Source organism: Pantoea sp. X-Soil-YNGN-785 (assembly GCF_059730585.1).
In genome coordinates this window covers 2530935-2555640 of sequence record NZ_AP035942.1, presented here as the reverse complement: position 1 = coordinate 2555640, position 24706 = coordinate 2530935, and the positions used below count along the sequence as shown (strand labels likewise).

General features: G+C 56.1%; 21 protein-coding genes, 1 tRNA gene and 2 pseudogenes. 14 read left to right on the top strand and 10 right to left on the bottom strand.

The annotated features are described in order from the left end of the window. The first annotated feature begins 234 nt into the window (after window positions 1-234). Together katG and AC6I8E_RS11955 are read left to right on the top strand one after the other, a co-directional pair. A complete protein-coding gene (gene katG, locus AC6I8E_RS11960; protein WP_033783611.1) occupies window positions 235-2454 on the top strand; it encodes a catalase/peroxidase HPI in 2220 nt (739 codons plus the stop codon). 268 nt (window positions 2455-2722) lie between these two features. Next, window positions 2723-2931, top strand: a pseudogene (locus AC6I8E_RS11955) (type II toxin-antitoxin system PemK/MazF family toxin); the annotation flags it as partial. A 68-nt stretch (window positions 2932-2999) separates the two neighbouring features. On the opposite strand, the gene AC6I8E_RS11950 reads toward AC6I8E_RS11955, so the two are convergent. Continuing rightward, window positions 3000-3075, bottom strand: a tRNA-Asn gene (locus tag AC6I8E_RS11950). Between the two features lie 333 nt (window positions 3076-3408). Here AC6I8E_RS11950 and AC6I8E_RS11945 point away from each other — a divergent pair. Then, window positions 3409-4530, top strand: coding sequence for a Gfo/Idh/MocA family protein (locus AC6I8E_RS11945; protein ID WP_497824020.1), 1122 nt, complete (start codon window positions 3409-3411; stop codon window positions 4528-4530). Window positions 4531-4624: 94 nt separating this feature from the next. Here the strand turns inward: AC6I8E_RS11945 and AC6I8E_RS11940 are convergent, their stop codons facing one another. The 3 genes from AC6I8E_RS11940 to AC6I8E_RS11930 form a co-directional block, all read right to left on the bottom strand. Further along, on the bottom strand, window positions 4625-5455 hold the full coding sequence (locus AC6I8E_RS11940) for a glycosyltransferase family 8 protein (protein ID WP_313679704.1): 831 nt from the start codon (window positions 5453-5455) through the stop codon (window positions 4625-4627). A 12-nt stretch (window positions 5456-5467) separates the two neighbouring features. Continuing rightward, window positions 5468-6850: a D-arabinono-1,4-lactone oxidase gene (locus AC6I8E_RS11935; RefSeq protein ID WP_013358402.1), complete on the bottom strand. Its 1383-nt coding sequence runs from the start codon at window positions 6848-6850 to the stop codon at window positions 5468-5470. Between the two features lie 83 nt (window positions 6851-6933). Then, a complete protein-coding gene (locus tag AC6I8E_RS11930; protein WP_013358401.1) occupies window positions 6934-7566 on the bottom strand; it encodes a TetR/AcrR family transcriptional regulator in 633 nt (210 codons plus the stop codon). Window positions 7567-7705: 139 nt separating this feature from the next. On the opposite strand from AC6I8E_RS11930, the gene AC6I8E_RS11925 reads away from it, so the two are divergent. After that, window positions 7706-8245 (top strand): DUF2058 domain-containing protein, encoded by a 540-nt coding sequence (locus AC6I8E_RS11925; protein WP_033783601.1) that lies wholly within the window; start codon window positions 7706-7708, stop codon window positions 8243-8245. A gap of 16 nt (window positions 8246-8261) precedes the next feature. Here the strand turns inward: AC6I8E_RS11925 and AC6I8E_RS11920 are convergent, their stop codons facing one another. Together AC6I8E_RS11920 and AC6I8E_RS11915 are read right to left on the bottom strand one after the other, a co-directional pair. Next, on the bottom strand, window positions 8262-8960 hold the full coding sequence (locus AC6I8E_RS11920) for an RluA family pseudouridine synthase (RefSeq protein WP_201252379.1): 699 nt from the start codon (window positions 8958-8960) through the stop codon (window positions 8262-8264). A gap of 72 nt (window positions 8961-9032) precedes the next feature. Next, the gene (locus AC6I8E_RS11915) at window positions 9033-9167 is read right to left on the bottom strand and encodes a hypothetical protein (RefSeq protein WP_255529974.1); all 135 of its coding nucleotides are present in this window, start codon (window positions 9165-9167) and stop codon (window positions 9033-9035) included. A gap of 199 nt (window positions 9168-9366) precedes the next feature. On the opposite strand from AC6I8E_RS11915, the gene AC6I8E_RS11910 reads away from it, so the two are divergent. Continuing rightward, the gene (locus AC6I8E_RS11910) at window positions 9367-9627 is read left to right on the top strand and encodes a hypothetical protein (RefSeq protein WP_041456966.1); all 261 of its coding nucleotides are present in this window, start codon (window positions 9367-9369) and stop codon (window positions 9625-9627) included. 338 nt (window positions 9628-9965) lie between these two features. On the opposite strand, the gene AC6I8E_RS11905 is transcribed toward AC6I8E_RS11910, so the two are convergent. Continuing rightward, entirely contained in the window at window positions 9966-11888 is a 1923-nt protein-coding gene (locus AC6I8E_RS11905; protein WP_497824019.1) for a methyl-accepting chemotaxis protein, read from the bottom strand. A 680-nt stretch (window positions 11889-12568) separates the two neighbouring features. Between AC6I8E_RS11905 and AC6I8E_RS11900 the strand changes: the two genes are divergently transcribed. From AC6I8E_RS11900 to AC6I8E_RS11885, 4 genes are read left to right on the top strand one after another with little or no spacing between them, the layout of a single operon-like run. After that, window positions 12569-13465: an ABC transporter substrate-binding protein gene (locus AC6I8E_RS11900; protein WP_107319895.1), complete on the top strand. Its 897-nt coding sequence runs from the start codon at window positions 12569-12571 to the stop codon at window positions 13463-13465. After that, the gene (locus AC6I8E_RS11895; RefSeq protein ID WP_497824018.1) at window positions 13462-14385 is read left to right on the top strand and encodes an amino acid ABC transporter permease; all 924 of its coding nucleotides are present in this window, start codon (window positions 13462-13464) and stop codon (window positions 14383-14385) included. The genes AC6I8E_RS11900 and AC6I8E_RS11895 overlap by 4 nt, the downstream gene beginning before the upstream one ends. Continuing rightward, entirely contained in the window at window positions 14378-15139 is a 762-nt protein-coding gene (locus tag AC6I8E_RS11890) for an amino acid ABC transporter ATP-binding protein (protein WP_497824017.1), read from the top strand. Before AC6I8E_RS11895 ends, AC6I8E_RS11890 begins: the two co-directional genes overlap by 8 nt. Before the next feature lie 31 nt (window positions 15140-15170). Continuing rightward, complete coding sequence (locus AC6I8E_RS11885; protein WP_497824016.1) at window positions 15171-17456, top strand: molybdopterin-dependent oxidoreductase; 2286 nt, start codon at window positions 15171-15173, stop codon at window positions 17454-17456. A gap of 7 nt (window positions 17457-17463) precedes the next feature. On the opposite strand, the gene AC6I8E_RS11880 is transcribed toward AC6I8E_RS11885, so the two are convergent. From AC6I8E_RS11880 to AC6I8E_RS11870, 3 genes are read right to left on the bottom strand one after another with little or no spacing between them, the layout of a single operon-like run. Further along, on the bottom strand, window positions 17464-18765 hold the full coding sequence (locus tag AC6I8E_RS11880) for an MmgE/PrpD family protein (RefSeq protein ID WP_497824015.1): 1302 nt from the start codon (window positions 18763-18765) through the stop codon (window positions 17464-17466). Further along, a complete protein-coding gene (locus AC6I8E_RS11875) occupies window positions 18762-19916 on the bottom strand; it encodes an amidohydrolase (protein WP_497824014.1) in 1155 nt (384 codons plus the stop codon). The genes AC6I8E_RS11880 and AC6I8E_RS11875 overlap by 4 nt, the downstream gene beginning before the upstream one ends. Continuing rightward, window positions 19913-20458, bottom strand: coding sequence for a GNAT family N-acetyltransferase (locus tag AC6I8E_RS11870; protein ID WP_095706951.1), 546 nt, complete (start codon window positions 20456-20458; stop codon window positions 19913-19915). Before AC6I8E_RS11870 ends, AC6I8E_RS11875 begins: the two co-directional genes overlap by 4 nt. A gap of 256 nt (window positions 20459-20714) precedes the next feature. On the opposite strand from AC6I8E_RS11870, the gene AC6I8E_RS11865 reads away from it, so the two are divergent. The 5 genes and pseudogenes from AC6I8E_RS11865 to AC6I8E_RS11845 form a co-directional block, all read left to right on the top strand. Continuing rightward, window positions 20715-21785, top strand: coding sequence for an iron-containing alcohol dehydrogenase family protein (locus AC6I8E_RS11865; RefSeq protein WP_497824013.1), 1071 nt, complete (start codon window positions 20715-20717; stop codon window positions 21783-21785). A gap of 45 nt (window positions 21786-21830) precedes the next feature. Beyond that, window positions 21831-23132, top strand: a complete 1302-nt coding sequence (locus AC6I8E_RS11860; protein WP_497824012.1) for an LLM class flavin-dependent oxidoreductase — start codon at window positions 21831-21833, stop codon at window positions 23130-23132. 303 nt (window positions 23133-23435) lie between these two features. Further along, the gene (locus AC6I8E_RS11855; protein WP_370420775.1) at window positions 23436-23603 is read left to right on the top strand and encodes a hypothetical protein; all 168 of its coding nucleotides are present in this window, start codon (window positions 23436-23438) and stop codon (window positions 23601-23603) included. Between the two features lie 97 nt (window positions 23604-23700). Beyond that, window positions 23701-24102, top strand: coding sequence for a cell envelope integrity TolA C-terminal domain-containing protein (locus AC6I8E_RS11850; RefSeq protein ID WP_497824011.1), 402 nt, complete (start codon window positions 23701-23703; stop codon window positions 24100-24102). 259 nt (window positions 24103-24361) lie between these two features. Beyond that, window positions 24362-24700, top strand: a pseudogene (locus AC6I8E_RS11845) (type II toxin-antitoxin system RelE/ParE family toxin); the annotation flags it as partial. Between the last annotated feature and the right edge of the window lie 6 nt (window positions 24701-24706).

Sequence of the window (24706 nt, the reverse complement as noted above, 5' to 3'; positions counted from 1 at the left end):
CTGCCAGCAGTGAATAAGACGGTTGTGTAACCGGTTGTGCCGGAATAGTCTGATGAGCATCGATGCCGCTTCGTTGATGATTCCGGGTAGCTACATCCGTTGCGCCATTGCTGGAAGCTGTTGAAACAAACCTTATTCAAAGGGATAAGCTATCAATCTTATAGGATGAGACAGGTGTGAGTTCCTGAAAATCCTCTATAGAGTAGCGATGAAAATACAAAAAGAGGTGTGACCATGAGCAATTCCATTGATGAAGATGCAAAAGATGCAAAGCCTATTGTTGAAGCCGATCGCGAAGCGCCTGAAAGCAAATGCCCCTTTCATGCGGGCAAGCCAGCGCAGCCCAATCAGGCGCCGGGTGGCGGCACAACCAACCGCGACTGGTGGCCTAACCAGCTCCGCGTTGACCTGCTGAACCAGCACTCATCCCGTTCGAATCCGCTTGATGAATCCTTCGACTACCGTAAAGAATTTGCCAAATTAGATTACTCTGCGCTGAAAGCTGATATTAAAGGGTTGCTCACCGAGTCACAGGCGTGGTGGCCCGCTGACTGGGGCAGCTATATCGGCCTGTTCATCCGCATGGCCTGGCACAGCGCCGGAACCTATCGCTCCGTAGACGGACGCGGTGGTTCAGGCCGTGGTCAGCAACGCTTCGCGCCGTTAAACTCCTGGCCGGACAACGTCAGCCTGGATAAAGCGCGCCGCCTGCTGTGGCCTATTAAACAGAAATATGGTCAGAAAATCTCCTGGGCTGACCTCTACATCCTGGCGGGTAACGTTGCGCTGGAAAACTCCGGCTTCCGCACTTTCGGCTTTGGTGCAGGACGTGACGATGTCTGGGAACCGGATATGGATGTGAACTGGGGCGAAGAAGCCGCCTGGCTGGAACACCGTCACCCGGAATCCCTGGCACAGTCGCCACTGGGTGCTACCGAGATGGGTCTGATCTACGTGAACCCGGAAGGCCCGGAACACAGCGGCGATCCTGCCTCTGCTGCCCCGGCAATTCGTGCCACCTTTGGCAACATGGGCATGAACGACGAAGAGATTGTGGCACTGATCGCGGGTGGCCATACGCTGGGTAAAACCCACGGTGCCGCACCAGCCAGCCACGTGGGTGTCGATCCGGAAACCGCACCGATTGAAGCGCAGGGCCTGGGCTGGGTTAACAGCCACGGCACGGGCGTCGGCGCAGATGCGATTACCTCTGGCCTGGAAGTGATCTGGTCGCAGACACCGACCCAGTGGAGCAACTACTTCTTCGAGAACCTGTTCAAATATGAGTGGGTTCAGACACGCAGCCCGGCGGGTGCCATTCAGTTCGTGGCAGCTGATGCGCCGGATATCATCCCGGATGCGTTTGATTCCACTAAGAAACACAAGCCGACCATGCTGGTCACCGACCTGACGCTGCGTTTTGACCCGGAGTTTGAAAAAATTTCGCGTCGTTTCCACAACGATCCGCAGGCGTTCAACGAAGCGTTTGCGCGTGCGTGGTTTAAGCTGACGCACCGTGATATGGGACCGAAAGCGCGCTACATCGGACCTGAAGTGCCACAGGAAGATCTGATCTGGCAGGATCCGCTGCCTGCACCGGTTTATCACCCAACCGTGGCAGACATCGCCCAGCTGAAAGAGAAGATTGCCGCATCCGGCCTCAGCGTCAGCGAGCTGGTCTCTGTTGCCTGGGCTTCGGCATCAACGTTCCGTGGTGGCGACAAGCGTGGTGGTGCCAACGGTGCCCGACTGGCACTGCTGCCGCAGCGTGAGTGGGACATCAATGCCGTCGCAGCACGCGTCCTGCCAGCGCTGGAAGCCATTCAGCGCGAAGCCCACAAGGCTTCACTGGCGGATGTGATCGTGCTGGCGGGTGTTGTCGGTGTTGAGCAGGCGGCGAAAGCGGCTGGCGTCTCGATCGACGTACCCTTTACCCCGGGCCGTGTCGATGCGCGTCAGGATCAGACCGACATTGAGTCGTTCGATCTGCTTAAACCGCGTGCGGATGGTTTCCGTAACTACGGCACCGGCTTCGGCAAAACCACCACCGAAAGCCTGCTGATCGATAAAGCGCAGCAGCTGACCCTGACCGTGCCGGAGTTAACGGTGCTGGTGGGCGGGATGCGTGCCCTGGGCGCTAATTTCGATGGCAGCCAGCACGGTATCTTCACCCACCATGTGGGATCGCTGAACACAGACTTCTTCGTGAATCTGCTGGATATGCGTACCGAGTGGAAAGCGACTGATGGCAGCAATGAGAAATTCATCGGACGCGATCGCGTGAGTGGTGAAACCCGTTTCACCGCCACCCGCGCCGATCTGGTGTTTGGTTCCAATGCGGTGTTGCGCGCCTCGGCGGAAGTCTATGCCAGCAGCGACGCCCGTGAAAAATTCGTAAAAGACTTTGTCGCCGCCTGGACCAAAGTGATGAATCTGGACCGGTTCGATATCTGATAGCTGTTGACGTTGTAAAAGCTGTAATTCGCTAATACTCAACTGCACCCTAAAAGTCGGAGATCCGACTGATTAAGGTGCAGTTTTTTTTGCCAGATTTCTTTTGATTACTGGCCCTGTCGTCTGCGTAGGGAAGCCGCGCCGCAACTTTTTCATCGGATTTAGCCCAATCCTTTGCCTGCCCGGAAACGTTTTTTATTCTCATCCTGATGAAAACAGTTGTTCCCCGCACTGGTCCGGTTCAGGAGAACAATACAATGGAGCTGATCTGGTTCCGGTCACCAGCAGCGGGAACTTTGCCCTCGCAGCAGCTTTTGCCGTTTCACTGGAGGGGGCAGGGTGCAGGACAAAGGGCGTCATTCGCTGCGATCAGCTGAGGACGCTCGATATGAAGCTCGCGAAGGCAGACGGCTTGAGCAACTACCTGACGCTATCGTGAATGAAGTGCTGGCACGGCTGGAAGCCATTCTGAACTGAACACTGGAGTAGCTAAACACAGCCAATAAAAAACCCGCTCAGATTTCCCTGAGCGGGCTTCTCGAATTTGGCTCCTCTGACTGGACTCGAACCAGTGACATACGGATTAACAGTCCGCCGTTCTACCGACTGAACTACAGAGGAATCGTTTGAACGGGGCGCATAGTAACGGCCACGCCGGATCATGTCAAAGCTCTTTTTCACAAATCTGCGCGACTGCTGAAATAGTCACCACAATAGCGATTCGGACCATGAATGAATGGTCATCTCAGCGGCTTCCTGCGCTAAAAAGAGGCATGTCAGACTGAGGTGTTTATGAGGTGTTCTGACGCGGCAAAGCCCTTGTCAGACCGCACTACGCATGATTTAACCGGATAGTTTTTTACAGGCGTCACAAAGTCTCAATTCTGACTTTGTCAGCAACAAAAACGAAACGTAGATTCCATTTCAACCCTGAACTGAATATCCGGAGTTGAAATGAACAAAGTCAGAATCGGCATGATTGGCAGCGGCTATATCGGGCGCTGCCACGCAATAGCCTATGCCCAGGCCCCCACTGTATTCGCGCTGAAAGGCGAAATCGTGCGGGAGATGCTGGCCGAAGTGAATCCTGAGCTGGCGGCGCGTCAGGCGGCGACCTTTGGTTTTGCGCGCTCCACCGGCGACTGGCGCGCGCTGGTCAGCGATCCGGCGATTGATGTGGTAGATATCTGCGCACCCAACTTCCTGCATAAAGAGATGGCGCTGGAGGCGATACGCCACGGCAAGCACGTCTATTCAGAAAAGCCGCTGTCGTTAAGCGTGGCGGATGCGCAGGAGATGGTGGCAGCTGCTGAGGTGGCAGGGGTAAAAACCCTGGTTGGCTTCAACTACATGAAAAACCCGACCAGCCAACTGGCAAAAGAGATTATTGCCAGAGGCGAGATTGGCGACGTGGTGCATTTCTACGGCACCCATAACGAGGATTACCTCGCCAGACCGGAGACACCGCTCGACTGGCACTGCCAGAAAGCGTTGGCAGGTCTTGGCGCGCTGGGCGATCTGGCGGCGCACATCGTCAATATGGCGCACTACCTGGTCGGCGATATTGCTGAGGTGAGTGGCGATATGATGACGGTGATCACCTCACGGCCTGACCCGAAGGAACCTGCGCGGCAGTTACCGGTTGAAAACGAAGATCAGGCCAGCGCGCTGCTGCGCTTCCGTAATGGTGCACACGGCGTGATTGAAACCTCACGCATTGCCTGTGGCGCAAAAATGGGCCTGACCTATGTTGTCACCGGCACCAAAGGCACGCTGCGTTACACCCAGGAGCGCATGGCGGAACTGGAGCTTTATCTGCATGACGAACCTGCCGGGCGACAGGGATTTAAAACGATCCTGACCGGACCGGCCCATCCTGACTACGCGAACTTCTGTGTCTCTGCCGGGCACGGCATCGGGTTTAACGATCAAAAAACGGTGGAGATCCGCGACCTGATTAACGGCATCGCAGCCGGCGATCGCATGTGGCCCGATTTTGCCGAGGGATTGCAGGTGCAGAAGGTGCTGGAAGCGATTGCACACTCCGCTGAGCAGCGCCGCTGGGTCGAGGTGTAAGACAGAATCTGAGTAAGAGAGGATTTGGCGAAGTGGCAGGTTACAGGGTTGAATGAACAGGCGGGAAGGGCGGGAGTATCCCGCCCGTATACAGTCAGATCAGACCGCTTTTTTCCCACCACAGCTTATCCAGCGCATAGAAGCGGTCGCGATCACTTTCGGGCTGGTTGAGATCGCGTTTCCACGGCTTCGCCAGAATATAGTGCAGATTCTTCACCTCATCACCCTGCCACAGGCCGCTGTGCTGGAACGGCAGCGTTTTTAACGCATTGTAGATATAAGAGAGCGGCTTCCAGCGTTCGGCAAACACTTCATTCAGCAGATCCTGCTCGGAGAAGGGATAGGCGCTGAGATCATCAATCGCGGCAATGCGCTTCTCAAGTATATCGAACACCGCATTGTCAGGCTTCAGTACCAGAAAACCGCCGTTCAGGTAGTAGTCAACGCTCTCCGGAGCCTGCTCACCGCGTGCCTGCCAGGTATAGTGACACTGCTCTGGCTGCCACTCCGGCGGATAAGAGGCGATCTGGTTGGGATTACAGCGGCAGGCGTGACAGGCCGCCAGCGGATTATCGCCCAGATCCAGGGTGAATAGCTCATCCATGTTCTGCAGCACCAGCATATCGGCATCCAGAAACACTACGCGCTCATAATCGGTAAGCTGCCAGGCACGCAGCTTGGTCCAGACCTCGCCAAACTGCGCCGAGGCGTAATGCTGAGCCAGATCGGCGCGCGGATAGAGTGGGTCGACCGGTTTAATCACACAGCCTTCATCCTGCAAAATCTGACAGTCAGCATCAGAAATGGCTGGCGTGGTCATCACCACCAGCGGCCACTGGCTGTGGCTCTCCTGCAGCGAACGGTGCAGCGCTTTGACGCCCACCAGATAGTCGGGTTGTGTTAAAAGTGTTACCCAGGCAAACATAGCGTTCCTCAATCAGTCAAAAAGTGGCGTGATGTAGTCGTTCCCCAACCGGCCCTGCGGGTCGAGCTGATGGCGCAGGGCGCGGAAGGCGTCCCACTGCGGATAGATCTCACGCCAGTTGTAGCGTTCTTCATCGTAATACTTGCCCCAGTGCGGGCGTCCACCCTCTTCAGCCAGCAGTTTCTCCACTTCGGTCAGGAAGTGCAGGCCTTCCTGTGACAGCGAGCCATCGTCGGCGTAATAGACCACAAAGCCGAAGAAGCAGGTTGGCTGGTCAGCGGCCGGACTGAGCCAGGCTGAGGACGCGCCGGTGCAGCGCAGGATAATCGGGTAGTGCATATGCGGACGGTTCTCTGCATACCACGCCTTAATCCGGCGGATGATGGCCGGGGTTTTTGCCAGCGGCACGCCGATTTCCACATTAATCTGTGGCACCGCAATGCCGCGACAGAAGAGCTGGTAGATGTCACCGGTAACATCGGTGAAGTCGCGAAAGCGGGTGACGGTACGAAACTGCTTGCCGCCTTTGCCCTGAATCTGCGTGTCGCGATGCATATGCGCCAGCGTCTGGTCGATGGTGTCATTGAGACTGTCGTCAGCTTCACCCTCATGTTCCACCACCTGACGACCCTGCGCTTCGTAACGCTGACGCTCTTCGTCACTTGCCTCATGGGCGTTCCAGACGTGCATCAGGTTGTCATCAACAAACCACCAGGCTTTGCTCAGCGGATAGTCGTTGTTCCAGCGCAGCAGATCTTCTTCCAGCGTATCGGCAGAAACAGCATTTTTGTGGCAGGTGAAGATCTTAAACGGCTGGGTACGCAGGGTGACGGCGGTGACAATGCCCAGCGCACCCAAAGAGACCTGCGCCGCCGGAAAGTCAGCGTCGCCGCGGACAAACTCACGCACGCTGCCGTCGGCCAGCACCATGCGTATCGCCAGCGCTTCATCGGCAATCGAACTCTGCTGCAAACCCTGACCGTGCGTGCCGGTCGCCATTGCGCCCGCCAGCGTCTGAATCGCAATCACGCCTGGCGATGAGGCCAGCATCCGATTCATGTCGGTCAGACTGCGATAAACCTGCTCAAGCGGGGTCGCGCCACCAAAGGTTACGCTCTGCTCATCACTGGCTATCAGACCGCGCAGAGCGCTGAGATCCAGCAACAGATCGTCTTCAGCGACATGCAGCATCCGGCCAGGCGACAGCTTGCTGCCGATCACCCGGATCCTGCCGCGTGACTCGCGGATCAGTTTCTGCAATTCCGCTTCACTGACGGGACGCTGAACCTGCTGACGGCTGCCGATTTGCGCGTTCTGCGCCCAGTTCCACAGCGCATCATCATCGGGTTCAATATGGGTCTGGCGAAGCGGATAGAGGCGTGCGTCTCTGCTCACAACAGCATTCCTTTTATGGCGGTTTCATGACAAATGTTTACTAAGCGTAGACCATGAGTAAGCGGAGCCCGGATTGCGGGCATTTATTTGCGGATGTAGCGTAACGTTGCGGTAACAGCGAGCTGACGATTGCGGCGGATACTCTCGGCTTCACTGTTGTCAGGACTGAACAGGGCGTTGAAGGTGTAGCGGTTTGAGACGTGATGAACGCAGATACTGCTGATCAGGCGATGAACATCGATGGTCTGTACATCGCCAGTAAACACACCCTGCTGCTGACCGCGCGCCAGGATGTCATCCAGCAGATCAAGCGCGCTGCGGTTCAGCGCTTTAATCTGCGGCGACTGGGTGATGTAGCGACCGCGCAGCAGGTTCTCACTGCAGACCAGCCGGATAAAATCGGGATGCTCGACATGGTAATCAAAGCTGGCTTCCACCAGCCGGGTCATGGCCAGTTCCGGCGCCATCGACGCCAGGTTCAGGCCGGTTTCATGCTGACGTATCTGCTGATAAACCCGCTCAAGCACGGCGATATAAAGCTGCTCTTTACTGCCAAAGTGATAGACCACCATGCGTTTCGTGGTTTGCGCATGCTCAGCAATCTGCTCAAGCCTGGCGCCCTGCATACCAAATTCAGCGAAGGTTTTCAGTGCGCCTGCGATGATGCGTTTTTTCAGCCCTTCAGGGTCATTTTTACGTTTTGTTAGCTCTGACATGGTGCTCAATAAGGTGATTTTGACCGGGGAATGTTAGCACAGTGTTGAGGCGTAACCCGCAATCGCGGCGTCAGCCTGGCACAGCCTGAAAGATTACAGTTATAATCCCGGACAAAATTTCACAGGTTCAGAGACGACAATGACAAAACTTACCTTGCAAGAGCAGATGCTGAAAGCGGGCTTAGTATCCAGCAAAAAAATGGATAAGGTTCAGCGTACCGCGAAGAAATCCCGGGTTCAGGCGCGCGAAGCCAGAGCGGCGGTAGAGGACAATAAAAAAGCGCAGCTTGAGCGGGATAAGCAGCTGAATGAGCAGCAGAAGCTGGCTGTGCTGTCGAAAGAGTACAAAGCGCAGGTCAAACAGCTGATTGAAATGAACAAAATCGACGTGGCGCGAGGCGACATCAGCTTCAACTTCACCGACAACAACCTGATTAAAAAAATCATGGTGGATAAGCCGACGCAGGCTCAGCTGATCAATGGTCGTCTTGCCATTGCCCGCCTGACTGCTGACAAAAGTGGCGAGAGCCAGTACGCCATCATCCCGGCCAGCGTGGCGGATAAAATTGCCCAGCGTGATGCCAGCGCCATTGTCTTAAACAGCGCGCTGAGCGAAGAAGCGCAGGACGAAGATGATCCTTATGCAGACTTCAAAGTGCCGGATGATCTGATGTGGTAACCGCGTGCTGATGCAGTCAGAAGGGACTGGCGGCAGAGAGGTGCAGTGTCTCGCCGCTGACAGGATGAACAAACGTTAATCCGCTGGCGTGCAGCATCAGCCTCTCTGCCTGCTCAGCGCCCGGCAGCACCAGCCCGCCGTAAAGATCACAGCCCAGAATCGGGTGACCCAGTTGCTGACAGTGAATGCGTAGCTGATGGGTGCGTCCGGTTTCTGGTGTCAGCTCAACCCGCGTAACCGGCAATTCCTTTCCCTCTTTTCTCCGGTAAAAACTGCGCTCAGTGACCCGATAGCGTGAGCGTGCGGGCTTGCCCTGAGCGGCGCATATCACCATCCGGGGAAACAGCGCCGGATCTTTGGCTATCGCGGCGTCAATCACGCCTTCATCATCGGCAAGGTGTCCGCACAGCAGTGCCTGATAGGTTTTGCTCACCGTGCGCTGGCTGAACTGCTGACAAAGTGCGGCGTTTATGGCTTTGTTACGAGCCACCACCATCAGCCCGGAGGTGCCAAAATCGAGCCGATGAACCAGCGTGCAGCCTGGAAAACGTTTTACCAGCCGATGATGCACTGAATCGAGGTTTTGCGGATTTTTACCTGACAGGCTCAGCAGCCCGGTGGGTTTGTTGATTACCAGCAGATGATCGTCCTGAAACAGGAGAGTGATCTCATCAAAGCAGGGCGGGGCGATAAATGTATCGATAATGGCAGACATCGGGCAACCGGCAGCAGAATGGCAGGAGATCATAACCGATTGCCGGTGCACTGACGACGCCGGACTTGCCCCTTATTCTTCCGTAACCGTTTCACCGCTTTGACTGGAAAGCGACAAGCTGGCCTGATGCGTGCCGAATCCACCATGGGCAGCAAACACCAGGCATACCGTTGCGGCTAACAACGTGAGAAGAACAGAGAGTTTCATAGGTGCATCCGTTGCTGATAAGGCCAGCCAGTCTGGCAGGATGGACGGCAGAGACAAACAGAACAATCCGGAAAAAAACATTAAGCGTATTCGATCAGCAGGTTGCGAGATTTTTAGTGATTTATTCGGGCAGGTCTTGCTTTTACGACTACAGTCTCTGGTGAGGTTGTCATCAATTCGTACTAATGGAGGATTTTCTGTGTTAATTCAAAACGACGAGAAAGGCCACGTCATTATTGGCGAAGCGGCACTAAGCCTTGCCCTGGGTGAAAAAGAAATCAGTATCGCATCACTCTTTACTCAGCTGGGTTGCATGGCGAAATCTGAAAGCAACACCGATCGGCTGACGCAAATCTCCGAAGCCAGGAGCTGGCTGAGTAGTTTTAAGTCACCGTCGGTTGCCCAACAGCAGGTGCCGTACCTGCAGACCCTGGCAAGCCTGAACGAAGAACTGAACTAGCAGTAACTGAACTGACGCCTGTGGACGTAGTCCGGCTCCGGCCGGAAAACGACGAAGCGGACGACCTCATCGGTTGCGCGAAAGCGTATACCGGCCGGAGAAACTGTCATGGACGACACTTCTCCTGCCACCGCGATTTGATACCCATCTTAAAAGCCTTCTAAGCCACAACCCTGCCGGACCCGAAACAATAACAGACCCGGGCGAATATGCTCCCGCACCTGCTTTTTCTGTGATTACTCTGATGCCTTGTCTGTGGCGAATGTCTACTTCAGCCAGCCTCATTAAATCAGGCTGGCTGTATCAGCATGACGCTTATATAAAAGCAGCGCGGTGTATCAGAAGCTTTCCCAGCTGGATTCTGCTGATGCTTTAACCGGCATCGCAGGCACTAAACGCGGTGCCAGTGCATGTGCTGTCCGGCTGGTACCGTTTTGCCCGTCTGATAAGCGGAATACCGCCACCGTTTTTTCCAGCTCGTCTGCCTGCGCTTCCAGAGAACTGGCTGCGGCAGAAGACTCTTCAACCAGCGCGGCGTTCTGCTGCGTGGTGGTATCCATTTCGGCCATTGCTGTCGCAATCTGGGAAATACCGCGATTCTGCTCGTCGGATGCGGCAGCAATCTCGCCCATGATGTCCTTAACCTGACTGACCGAGCGAACGATATCATCCATGGTGCTGCCTGCGCGTTCCACAAACTCCGAACCATCATGAACCCGATCCAGTGATTCGCGAATCAGCGTTTCAATCTCTTTGGCAGCCAGCGAACTGCGCTGGGCCAGGTTTCTGACTTCCCCGGCCACCACCGCAAAGCCGCGACCCTGTTCACCGGCGCGAGCCGCTTCAACCGCGGCATTTAATGCCAGAATATTGGTCTGGAAGGAGATGCTGTTGATGACGTGAATGATTTCGCCGATTTTGCCTGAACTCTGGCTGATGTTATTCATGGTAACGATAACGTCACGGATAATCTCACCACCGCGTCCGGCATTTACCGACGCATCGGTTGCCAGCTGGCTGGCATGGTGAGCATTTTCCGCATTCTGTTTCACCGTAGATGAGAGCTCTTCCATGCTGGCAGCCGTCTGAACCACGGCGGCAGACTGCTGTTCGGTGCGGGAGGAAAGGTCGGTATTACCTGCTGCAATCTCCGCCGAGGCACGCGCCACGCTGCTGACGCCATCGCGCACATTGGTAATGATATTCTGCAGGCTGAGATTCATCGCATCGACGGACTGCATCAGCTGGCCCAGCTCATCACCCCGGGTGGAGTTCAGTGAGGTAGTTAAATCACCGCTGGCAATACGCTGCGCTGCATTCAGCGTCTCTTTCAATGGCAGCGTAATGTTGCGGGTAATCCGCCAGGCGATCAGCAGGCTCAGGACGACACAGATCAGTGCAGCAAAGGCGATGCGCCACTCTGCCTGTTTGATAAATTCAGCAGATTGCTGGGACTGGAAGACAAAAGTATCGGACACCGTCGCATTGAGCCGCTCTGCGGTGGTTGTCAGGCCCGAAGATTCGCTCTTTTCTTTCTCTGAAGCATCAACATACTGCGTCAAAGCCTGACGCTGCTGCGCAAGGGTCGTGATGACATTTTGCGTAACGGCATTGATCGCTGGCTGATTAAAACTGTCCAGTTGCTCACTCAGCGTGTTGATGGCGGTGTACTCCTCAATAACCGCATCTCTGCTGGCTGCTGTGGGCTTATCAAGAAACGCTTTTTCAATATTTGCGGCATCAAACAGCGCGGCGGCCAGTTTCATGACCGGCAGCGCGGCGTCGGGTGCCACAGCCATATCGAGTAATTCAGACTGATGAGCCAGACCGATCAGCGCGCCCGGTTTAATGGCAGCAAAGGCGGCAGATGTTACCTCCGCAGATGCCACAAACTTCTGGCGCTGACTCTGATAATCATTAAGTAACTGGCCCATCAGCGTGATTTTCTGCTGACCTTCATCATCCCACTTAAATCCACTCAGTCGTTGATAAAGGGTATCCAGCTCCTTAAGTGCCTGAACGTTCTTCGCGGCAAATTCAGGATTTTTGGTGTACTGGTAAAGCGTGCGATTAAGACGTGCCTTGCTTAACGTATTCACCATTTCCACGGTTGTCGTGCGGCGTGCAGAGTTGTCTTTAATACTGCGGAAACAGTCAAAAGCGATAAAGGTTATGGCGAGAGACGCCGCGATGACGACGACAAAACCGACGCCAAGTTTTTTCCCGATTTTAATACTGGAAATGCGTTGAGCAAGGCCCATGAGGTTCACCTTTATTGAGATTCAAAAGCAGACAAAAGAAATTCAAATAATTCAATCCTGATCTTTTTATCGTCAGCTTCTGATAATACTTTAAGGCTATTTATTATTTATTCAGTATCCTTATTAATTAGAGCTCCATTGTTTTACGATGTAATTATCTGTCTGCTAAGTGATATATTTTTAATTTAAATTATTGATTAATGTATATAATTAAAATAATTAAGTTGTGGTAAAGAGTCTTTACACTACCTGAATAAATATTTATTGATTTTGATCAATTAAATGACTGATGAAAATTAGCCTGAAAACATTCCAGCAATTTTAAAGATAAACTTATCAATAAAATGACACTTTCTGAGGTTGTTCGGCCGTTAACGAACCGCTGCGGAAATTACTATTATTTCGCCAGCGCCTGCAGACCTGCCCCATCTTCTTGCTCTGCAACATCTCACTCCCCGATTAAAAAGCGGAGAAAGCTCTCCATTGCCATATTCCGGCTAAATAATCCCGGTTTTAGCATTTGTGATCGCCGTCGGTCTTCACTGAGAATGACAACAGAACGTTACGAGGATGATAAAAGCACTGAAGCCCGCTGCTTCTCTGGCTTCCGGTGCTGACAACAGATCGCGATAACTTTTCCCTCTGGGGGGAACATTTTAACTATCAGGAGAAAGGTTCCAGTGAAATATATAAAAGGAATGACCCTTTTTGCCCTCGCGCTTAGTGCGCACGCCAGTTTTGCAGCCGAACCTTCAGTGCCTGCTGAAAGCAGCTTACATGTCAAAGCCGATCCGGCGCTGAAAAGCCTGATACCCGCGGATATCCTTAAGCGTGGCTATATTGTGGCGGGTACTAACCCGAATACGCCGCCCACCACCTTCTATAAAGAAGACAACAAAACGCTGGCTGGTCGGGAAATCGACATCATGAATGCGGTTGGTGAGCGTCTGGGCATCACCGTTCAGTGGCGCGACACCGGCGGCTTCGACAATATTATTCCTGGCCTGAAGACCGGACGTTACGACGTGGCGCTGTCAAACATCAATGCTACACCGACCCGCCTGAAACAGATCGACTTTGTCGGTTACTACAACGCCAGCCTGCTGGGCATTATTTCCCGCAAAGACGCTGATATCGCCCCCTTCAAATCCCTCAGCGATGTGTGTGGCAAAGAGGTGGGCGCTGGCTCTGGTACGACTCAGGTGACGCGGCTGGAAGAGGCCAGCAAAGCCTGTGAAGCCGCCGGTAAACAACCGATCAAGGTAGCGATATTCCCGGATCGTCCGGCGGGCGTGCAGGCCGTGGTCAGCGGTCGTGTTCCCTTGTTCCTCGGTCCTTATGAAGGGCTGTTGTGGCAGACCAAAGTGATCAAACCGCTGACCATGAGCGGTGAAATCACCGTGAATGATGCACCGGTCTCTGTCGCGTTCCCGAAAGACTCGCCGCTGGAGCCAGCCGTACAGGCGGCACTGAATTCGTTAATCAAAGATGGCAGCTACCGGAAAATCCTCGATAACTGGGGAATCGGTTTTGGTGCCGTGACCGAAGCCCGACGCAACGAAGAGATCTTTAAATGAGAGAAACTCCGGACCACACCGACGACCTGAAAATCGTCGGTAAACGCTACTACGGACGCTGGCTGAGTGCGCTGGTGGTGCTGTTATGCGTGGTGGCGATGGCGCATTCGATGATTAACAATCCGCGCTTTGAATGGCAGGTGATTGCAGAGAACTTCACTGCGCCCTCCATTCTGCAGGGTGTGTTAATGACGCTGCAGCTCACGGCCATCTCGGTGGTGCTGGGATTCGCTTTTGGCACGGTGCTGGCGCTGATGCGCCTCTCTTCTAACCCGGTGCTGGTAGCGGTGAGCTGGGCGTACACCTGGTTTTTCCGCGGTGTGCCGATGCTGGTGCAGCTGTTTCTCTGGTACAACATCGCCGCGCTCTATCCCCGCATCGCGCTGTCGATGCCCGGATTGGGCGAACTCTGGAGCGCGCAGTCCAATGCGCTGGTGAGTCCGTTTAGCGCGGCGGTGATCGCGCTGGTGATGCATCAGTCTGCCTATGCCGCAGAAATCGTACGCGCTGGTATCCAGAGCGTGGGCAATGGACAGATTGAAGCGGCTCGCGCCCTGGGATATCGCCCGGCGCAGATTTTCCGTCACACCGTTTTACCGCAGGCGATGCGCGCCATTATGCCGCCAGCGGGCAATGAGATTATCGGCCAGCTGAAAACCACCGCAGTGGTGTCGGTGATCTCTCTGCAGGATGTGCTGTTTTCGGCGCAGATTATTTATCAGCGCACCTATGAAGTGATCCCGCTGCTGCTGGTCGCAACCTTGTGGTATCTGCTGATGACCTCCGTGCTCTCTGTCGGCCAGTACTATGTCGAACGCTATTTTGGTCGCGGTGTGACGCGGCGAGAAAAGCGCAGCCTGCTGTCATCACTACCGCGCTTTTCGCTGCCGAAAACGCAAAGGAGCGTGAGCAATGGCTGAAGCAATCGCACTGCGCAAAGTCACCAAGCGCTTCTCCGGTGTCACCATTCTCGACGAGGTTAATCTCGATATTCCTGCCGGATCGGTGACCGTAATCCTGGGGCCATCGGGTTCCGGTAAATCCACGCTGCTGCGCTGTATTAATCATCTTGAAAAGCTGGATGGCGGTACGATCCGCATCGGCGGCCAGATGGTGGGATACCGGCAAAAAGGCCATGCGCTGCACGAACTCAGCAGCAGTGCCATTGCCCGCCAGCGGGCGGAAATAGGCATGGTGTTTCAGCAGTTCAACCTGTTTCCGCACCGCACCGTGCTGCAGAACATTACGGATGCACTGATGCGGGTAAAAAAGCAGAGCCGTCATCAGGCCACGACCAAAGCGCTGGCGCTGCTGAAGCAGGTGGGGCTGTCTGGCCGCGAAGATGAGTGGCCGCAGAACCTCTCCGGTGGTCAGCAGCAGCGGGTGGCCATTGCCCGCGCGCTGGCGATGGATCCCGGCGTCATGCTGTTTGATGAACCGACCTCGGCACTTGATCCGGAGCTGGTGGGGGAAGTGCTGCAGGTGATTAAGCAACTGGCGCACTCCGGTATCACCATGGTGGTAGTCACGCATGAGATCGGCTTTGCCCGCGAGGTTGCCGACAACATCGTGTTTATGGAGAGCGGCAGAATTGTGGCAGCGGGCCCGACGCAGCAGGTCCTTGACGATCCGGACAACGGACGTGTCAGAAACTTTATTGCAACGGTGCTTTAGGCACTGTTTTTTTCTGTAATCAGGAATCAGCATGACCCAGAAACCGGTAATGCACAGCGCCCACTGGGGCGCTTTTCACGTCCAGCACAGGGACGATCAACTGCTGATTGAGCCGTTCCACCGCGATCCCGATCCCAGCCCGCTATTGCAAAACTTCCGTCATGCACTCAATCATCCGGCGCGCGTCGCGCAGCCGATGATACGGCGTGGCTGGCTGGAAAACGGGCCAGGCCCGGATCAGCGTCGTGGTGCTGATGAGTATGTCGCGGTCAGCTGGGAAGAGGCCAGTCAGCGGGTGGCGCAGGAACTCAAGCGGGTTGGTGAAGCATACGGCCCGCAAGGCATCTTTGGCGGATCGTACGGCTGGTCAAGCGCAGGCCGTTTTCATCATGCGCAAAGCCAGGTGCACCGATTTCTGAACACCACGCTGGGCGGTTATGTCCGTTCGGTCAACAGCTACAGTTCCGGCGCGGCATCTGTCCTGCTGCCACACATTGTCGGTGACATGAACGAGATCGCCCGACGCGGCGTGAGCTGGGAGGAAATCGCCGCGCACAGCGAGGTGGTGCTGGCGTTTGGCGGCCTGGCGCTGAAAAATGCGCAGGTGGCCAGCGGCGGCCTGAGCGAACACACCGAGCGCGGTTTTATGCAGCGAGCGGCACAGCGCGGTACCCGGTTTATCTCAGTGAGCCCGCTGAAAAGCGATCTGCCTGAAGAGGCGCAGGGCGAGTGGCTGGCGCTGCGGCCCGGCACGGATGCGGCGTTTATGCTGGGTCTGCTGGCGGTGCTGATTGCGGAAGCGTTAACCGATGAGGCGTTTCTGGCGCGTTACTGTGTCGGCTGGCCACAGATGGTCGCTTACATTCGCGGTGAAGAGGATGGCGTAGTCCGTGACGCGCACTGGGCCGCTGGGATCTGCGGCGTCAGCAGCGATCTGATCGGTCAGTTTGCACGGCAGTTGCACGGTAAGCGGGTACTGGTGACCGTGGCTCATGCTTTGCAGCGTGCCGAGCATGGCGAACAGCCGGTGTGGCTCGGCCTGGTGCTGGCGGCGGCGCTCGGACAGCCAGGGCTGCCCGGCGGTGGATATACGTATGCACTGGGTGCGCTGGGCCATTATGGCAAGCATCATAATCTGGTCAGCTTTCCGGCCCTGCCGCAGGGTAAAAATGGCATTGACCGCTTTATTCCGGTGGCGCGTATCGCCGACATGCTGCTCAATCCCGGCACAAAGTTTGACTACAATGGCCGCCAGCTGACCTATCCCCATATCCGTCTGGCTTACTGGGCGGGAGGCAATCCGTTCCACCATCATCAGGATCTGGCGCGGCTGCGTCAGGCTTTCTGCCAGCTGGATACGCTGATCGTGCATGAAAGCGCCTGGACCGCCACGGCGCGTCATGCGGATATTGTCCTGCCCGCTACCATGACGCTGGAACGTGAGGATATCGGCGGTGCGCCGACCGATCGCCATTTAATCGCCATGCAGCCGGTGGCTGCGCCTTACGCCGAAGCCCGGGATGATTATACGATTTTTCGTGACCTGGCCCGGCGGCTGGGCAGGGAAGCGGCATTCAGCGAAGGGCGTGATGCGCGTGGCTGGTTGCAGCATCTTTACGGCCAGCTGCAGGAAAAACTGGCCGCTCATCAGGTGCAGACACCCGATTTCAGTCAGTTCTGGCAGGAGGGTGTGCTGGCGCTGCCGCAGTTAAAGGATGGTGGCCGGATGATCAATGCGTTTCGGGCCGACCCCGACGCCGCGCCACTGCCGACGCCAGGCGGAAAAATTGAGATTTTCTCCGCTACTATCGCCAGCTTTGGCTATGAAAATTGCCCCGGCCATCCGGTATGGCGTGAACCGCAGCAAACACCCAGCGCCGACTATCCGTTCTGGCTGATTGCCAATCAGCCCGCGACGCGTCTGCACAGCCAGCTCGATTTTGGTGATTACAGCCAGCGCAGCAAGCGGGACGGACGCGAAGTCTGTAGCCTGAACCGGGACGATGCGGCAGCACAGGCGATCGCGGATGGCGACATCATCGAACTCTTTAACGCGCGCGGCCATGTGCTCGCCAGCGCGCGTCTCACGGACACCATCATGCCTGGCGTAGTTCAGCTGTCAACCGGTGCCTGGTACGATCCGGTCGAGCCCACTGCCGCCCGTCCGTTATGCCGCCACGGTAATCCCAATGTGCTGACCATGGATATCGGCACTTCGTCGCTGACGCAGGGCTGCAGCGGCCAGATTACGGTAGTGCAGGTGCGGAAATTTGCCGGTGAGGTTACGCCGGTTCAGGCCTTCGTTCCGCCGCGCTAAGCCACTATCAGGTCAGCGCCCCGGTCAGCATCTGCAATTCTGCCGTGGAATGCAGCGCAGTGGCTGCAAGCAGTTCTGGCGACGCGTCACCCAGCGCCTGATGAAGCTTACTGCTGACATTCACGCCCTCCGCCAGCGATTGCTGGCGCGTACGGCGCTGATGCAGTGCTGTGCCATCCGCAAGCGTCAGCGTAACGACGTGAAAGCGCAGAGCGGGATTGAGCGCATCGGGCGGCGCACTCTGATCCGGCGTGCGACGTACGCGGGCGGCCAGCGGCATAACCTGATGATTGAGATCGCCTTCCGCAAAATCCTGCAGGCGCAGATCGCCATAAATCAGCATGGCGGCAATCACATATTCCAGGCTGAAGCGCGCTTCAATACCGTTAACCGGCACCCGTATCGAGGCGGCGATGTCACCGCCAGGCGGGAAGGCGACGGTGATATCAACAATCTGGCTCAGCAGCGCATCCAGCGGTTTACCCGCCGCCAGCCACTGCTGGCGCAGGATGCGGGCCGCTTCTGCCGCACTATGCGTACCGGCGCAGGTCGGGAAGGGTTTGAATTCCAGTCCCGGCGTGCTGATCCGCCACGGGCTGCCCCAGTTTTCCAGTAATTTCTCCGGCTGTGCCTGGTCCGCGCTGCTGGCGGCAACAAAGGCTTCAATAACCCCCTGCTGGCGGCCATTGATTCCGGCCAGGGTCAGCTGAGCCGCTGTCACGGCCCGTTCTGCGGCAAAGCCCGCGTGCAGCGGTTTTACCGTCGAACCAAACTGGGCGCGTAAACCGCTGGCTTGGGTCGCCGCAATGCCCAGCAGGGTGGCCGTGGCATCACTCTTCATCTCCAGCAGACGCGCCAGCGCTGCCGCCGCCGCAAGGGTCCCCAGCGTCGCCGTGTTGTGATAGCCCAGTGCGTAATGTTGCTGGCTGACCGCCAGCCCCAGACGACCGGCCATCTCTACCCCCGTGACGTAAGCATCCAGAAAATGCTCCAGGCTTCTGGGCTGAACCCGTTGCCAGGCGAAAAGTGCAGGCAGGATCACGACGCTGGGATGACCGCGAAAATCGGCATGAAAGTCGTCGTAGTCCAGCGCATGTCCTGCATAGCCCAGCAGCAGCGCCTGTGAACGCACGCTGCCATCGCTGTAGAGGGTGCGCAGAGCCGGTAAGCCGCTATCCGGTACGGTGCCCTGCAGCACTGGCCAGCTCACCGCCAGAAAATCCCGGATGCCTTCGCGCGCATGCTCACGTGCAGGGGCATCCGGCTGGCCGCTGAGAATCGCATCCGCCAGCGCGGCAGTCAGGCTCATTGTGGTCGCTCCGGAGAAAGGAGTGCCGCCTGTGCCAGGTCGGCCAGATAGCGCGCCGTTGGCAGCAGCACCTCATCATTGATACGAAAAGCAGGGTGATGCAGCGCATAGGGTTCACCGGTGCCCACCATCATAAAGGCACCAGGCAACTGTTGCTGATAGAAAGCAAAATCTTCACCAATCGGACTTGCCTCGACCACGCGTGCTTCCAGTCCGCTGTTCTCAGCCTGCTGCAAAGCAAAGTCCGCCCAGTGCGCATTGTTTACTACCGATGGCGGCCCGGCGTGCCAGGTAAAGCTCACCTGCGCATCAAAGGCTGTCGCGATGCCCGCCACAATCGCCCGGAAGCGCTGCTCAAGACGCTGGCGGGTGGATGATGAAAACGAGCGCACCGTGCCCTCCAGCCATGCACTATCCGGGATGACGTTCCAGGTGCTGCCGCTGTGGATCTGGGTGATAGAGACCACCGCGTTATCGGCAGAAGGGGCATTGCGGCTGATCAGCGTCTGCGCCGCCGAGACAATCTGTGCCGCGATGACAATCGGATCGTTGCCCTGATCGGGTTTGGCGGCATGGCTGCCGATACCGGTAATCGCAATTTCAAAACGGTCGACGGCGGCAGTGAGCGGCCCGGCTCTGGAACCGATGACGCCAGCAGGCAGTGAAGGATCGTTGTGGATACCGAAAATCGTCAGCGCGTCAGTTAATGCGCCGCTGGCAATCACCTCTGGCGCGCCCTGGCCGGTCTCTTCTGCGGCCTGAAACAGAATCCGTACCCGGCCTGGCAGGTTCGCTTCCTGCTGCTTTAACAGGATCGCCGCGCCCAGTGCCGCTGCGCTGTGAAAATCATGACCGCAGGCGTGCATCACACCCGGACGCTGCGAGCGATAGCTGACGCCAGACTGCTCTTCAATCGGCAGCGCGTCGATATCGGCCCGCAGTACAATCAGCGGCCTCGCTGACGCCCCGATTTCCGCCACCAGGCCGGTTTTCAGCGGCAGGTCGAGAATGCGTATCTGATGCTGTTCCAGCTGATCGCGCAGTCGGCGCGTGGTCTCAAACTCCTGATTCGACAGCTCCGGAAACTGGTGCAGTTCGTGACGGAAGGCGATCAGCGGTTCGCCTAATGTCGGGGGGATAGTGATGCTCATTGTGGGTTTCCTTGTGCTGCTGTCTGGCGGCTCAGCCAGGCATCGTGTGCCACCGGGTCCAGTACTTTCTTCATATAGAGGGTGATATGACCCTTGCCGAGGTCGCGGGTATGCATTGGCAGGAAGCCGCGCTTCAGGTACATCGCCTGCAGCCAGGGGTGACTGGTGGCGGTTCCCAGCGAGACCGCAGGAGCACGCAGCTGATCGATCAGAATCGCCTGTTCGACCCGTTCCAGCACCTGACGACCAAACTGCTGGCCGGGATAGTCAGGGTGCGCGCCGAACCAGCCAATATGCGGCAGACCAAACGGGCCGGGCAGCGGCCCCCAGGGATAGCGGACGGTCACTGACGAGACCATCTTCTCATCAGCATAGAGCGCATACACCCCATGGCTCTGCAGGTGGCGCAGAGCCATAGCACGGTCTGCGGTGGCGGCATCAAACTTAATGCCCAGCGCTTTCACCGGCGCATAGGCCGCATGCATCAGCGCCAGATAAACATCTGTTTCATCTTCTCTGACCTGACGAAAATCGAGTTGCATATTCTTTCCCGGAACACTGCCTGATAAGCAGTTAATTAATTCAGCCAGAGGCGCAGGTTAACAGTAAAAAGCCGGGTCGCTATATGTGAAAAATAACTAACCTCATGCAGATTTGTGAATAAACAATGGCCGGTTTTCAATTGCTTAAATTGCTGGTTGTCGTAGTATTTAAAAAAAGAAATAACACTACCCTCTCGTTAATAAATAAATGTAATTAAAGCCTTTTTGGCCTAATTCTTATAATCAGGATGCCGCTGTGTTAGCGATTACTTCTCCGCGAGCTTATGCACATGAGGCGGGCCTGCGTGCACGCGTCGGTGAGTTTATTAAACCCTACGCCAGCCATATCCGGATATTGACCTCGCCGCACGCGTGGCAGGCGGTTAATCCGGAATTAAGCCAGAGTCTTGAGGCATCGGGCATTCACTGGCAGCTGGATTATTTAGCGGGTGAATGTACTGAAGAGGCGATTGCCCGCGTAAAACAGCAAACCGAACAGCAGGGCGCAGAGTTACTGCTGGCGATTGGCGGTGGACGGGTGCTGGATGCCGCTAAAGCCGCCGCCAGCCAGTTACCGGCACTTACGCTGGTTAACTTTGCTACTCAGGCAGCGACCTGTGCCGCCTGGTCACCGATTGCCATCATCTATAACGAGGCGGGTGGGCATCTGCGCAGCCAGCCTCTGGGCAAAATGCCGGAACTGTTGCTGGTGGATAGCGAGGTCATTGCCCGAAGCGACGTGCGCTATCTGAAAGCGGGCATTGTGGATGCGCTGGCAAAATATTACGAATTCCGCCCTTACCAGCGGCATAACCCCGACGATCTGGCGCTGGATTTAAAGGTGATGACCGCGCGGCAGGCGGCAGATGTGTTTCAGCAATATGGCGAGGCCGCGATAGCCGCCTGCCAGCAGCAGCGGGTTACACCCGAACTGGTCAAAGTCATCGATTCCAGTATCGTGCTGGCCGGGCTGGCGAACAGCGTGCGCGACGCGCTGCCGACGGCAGGGCTGGCGCATGCCATCCATAATCGTCTGACCCACCAGCCGGAACTCCATCACTGGCTGCACGGCGAAAAAGTGGGCTTCAGCCTGCTGGTGCAGTCGCTGATTGAGCATGGCGGGGAGCCGGATGCAGAACTGCTAGCGCTGCTGCGCTATTACGGCATGCCACTAAAGCTTCCTGCATTGCCGGGCGATCGTGAGACCGCGCTGGGTAACATTGCGCAGCAGATTAAATTTCCCAAAGCCTGCGCAGAACGCCTGCCGTTTACCGTCTCTGCCAGCACGCTGGAACAGGCCCTGCTGGCGACCGACACCCTTCTTTAAGCGCGCTGCGGCGCGCTTTTTCATCTTTCAGACCAGGAATCGTTTATGAACTCTGCTACTTCACCACGTCGCCTGCGGCTCGGCCTGTTTGTTCAACCTGTGGGTCAGCACGTCAGTGGCTGGCGTCTGACCGAACAACTGGGCGATCCCACCGATATTGACTGGCTGATTACCCTGGCGAAAAAAGCCGAAGCGGGTAAGTTCGACCTCTTTTTTGTGGGTGATGCCCTGGCAACCAGCATGTATCGTCTGCCGTCCACCATGGCCCGTCTTGAACCCCTGACGATGCTGGCGGCGCTGGCAGTCAATACCCGGCACATTGGCCTGGCCGCGACCGCCTCCACCACTTTCAGCGATCCCTTTACGCTGGCGCGCAGCTTCTCATCGCTGGATCACATCAGCCGGGGCCGTGCCGCGTGGAACGTCGTCACCTCGTTTTCCACAGACGTTGCACGTAACTTCAGCCGCAGCGACATGCCCGATCATGCTTCACGCTACGCCCGTGCGCGTGAATTCCTTGAGGTAGCCTGTAAACTGTGGGCGGGCTGGGAAGAGGGCGCCGTGCAGCCGGATAAAGCGACCGGAAACTATTTTGTTGATGAGAAGATCCAGCCGATTAATCATCAGGGTGAACATTTTCAGGTGCAGGGTCCACTGAATATCACCCGTTCGCCGCAGGGCCGTCCGGTGATTATCGAAGCGGGTTCATCGGCGGATGGTCAGAAGCTGGCGGCGGAGACGGCGGAAGTGATCTTTACCGCCTCTGCCAGTCTGGAGGAAGCGCAATCCTTCTATCGTGCGCAGAAGGCGCAGGTGGTGGCTGCCGGACGTAACCCGGATCAGGTGGTGATCATGCCTGGCGTCATGCCGATTATTGGCCGCACGCGCGAAGACGCTAAGGCGCTGTGGAAAGCGCTGAATACGCTGGTAGATATTGATAATGGGCTGCGTCAGCTCTCACTGCGGTTCAGCATGGATCTCAGTCAGTATCCGCTGGATGGCCCGGTGCCGGAGGTGCCGCTGGGCGAAGGGAACCAGAGCCGCGTTAAGCTGATGACCGATATGGCAAAACGCGAAAACCTGACGCTGCGCGAACTGGCCGCCGTCGCCGCCGGTTCGCGCGGACACCGCGTGATTGTCGGTACGGCTGAAGATATCGCCGATGATTTCCAGCTGTGGCTGGAGCAGGGCGGTGCGGATGGCTTCAACATCATGCCCGCCATCATGCCGGAACAGCTCGATCTGTTTGTGGAACGGGTGATCCCGGAACTGCGCCGTCGCGGGCTGTTTCGTGAGGAGTATGAGTTTGCCACGCTGCGGGAGAATCTGGGACTGGACGTGATTTAACAGCCGGGCTCACTCTCATCGCGTGGAATGTTGTCGCCTGTATCGCACGGAATCTGCCAGAAGATGACGTGCGGTTAGTTTAACCAGCACGAAATCTGTATCGTGCCTCACGCTTTACCAAAACCGTTTTGCAAATCACTGCCTGCCCGATATAACAGACATTCACTCTACTGACCGCGAGCTCACTGAATGTCAGACTACAGATTCTATTCCAGAGGCAAACACACCGTTGCATTGAAAAGATCAGACGTAAACCGGGCTTCAGATCTGACAGAGCAGGGGTATAAAAAAGAGTTTGAGGAAGTGCGTGCATCAGATGAAACACAGGCGCTGGCACGCTTCGCGGATATCCGCAGGAACCAGCATATCGACCAGCACAACTTCCTGGCGGGCGCAGCGACCATGCCGCTGATTGGCGTGCTGACAGCCGTAGCTACTTTTCTCTTCTGGCGTAAAAGAGCAGGAAAGTAGGGCTAACCTGACGCAGAGAGTCAGAGTTGAGCTGTCTGGATTTCCCGCTTCACCAGGGCACAGATTCTGTTCCCTCTTCACTTAAAAGGACTTATCCATGAAAAAGATCATCGCTATTTTCTGCTGCATTCTGTCAGCTGGTTGTGCGCCTCTCACACCACATGAATGTATTAAAAAAAGCGCACTTGATAGCTGTAGCTATAAAAATTCAGGAAAAGTCAGTGACAAAGATATCTATGGCCAGCAGGCATCGGGTATTAAAAAGTCACTGGATGCTGCGCTGTCAGCACCGCACGCCTGGAACGGTAAACGCTGTAATGTGCATCTGGATTTTAAAAAGGATGGCACTCTGGAGAACTTTATTATTAAAAGGGGCGATAAAGATTACTGCCAGGCATTAGCCGAGGCAGCAAAACGCGCCAGATTCCCGGCGTTTACCGATCAGCATGTTTTTGACGTAATGGGATCGGCGCGCTGGAATATGGAAGGGCAACCCTGACACGCATTAAACCGTTAATTCCGAACGCCCGCCCGGTTAAGCCCAGGCGGGCTTCTTTATTTGCAGGCACATTCCTCATCCCGCAGCAAATCCGTTACCGCTCGCAAATCATTGCAAATTTTATGCGCAGAACACAGACAGAACAGAACCCCTCTCTGCTATTTGATTAAAGACCGCTGCCTTCCACATTCCGCTACATCACACTCGGTTATCGCTTTACACCTATATAGTATCTGACCTATATTAATAAGGAGATCCCGTGTGGATGATTAAAACGACAGAGCGGTTTGATCGCTGGTTTACGTTGCTTAATGACAGCGATCGCGCCTGCGTGCTGGCTGCATTGATGGTGTTGCGGGAAAAGGGGCCGGGATTAAGCCGACCCTATGCGGATACGATTAAAGGTTCCGCTTATAGCAACATGAAAGAGTTACGTATCCAGAGCCGCGGCGACCCAATAAGGGCTTTCTTTGCTTTTGACCCGAACCGCACGGCAATCGTGCTGTGTGCCGGTAATAAGGCGGGCAATGAAAAGCGATTTTATCGGGAGATGCTTCCGGTTGCCGATCGGGAATTCACACACTGGCTAAAAGCTTTAACCATA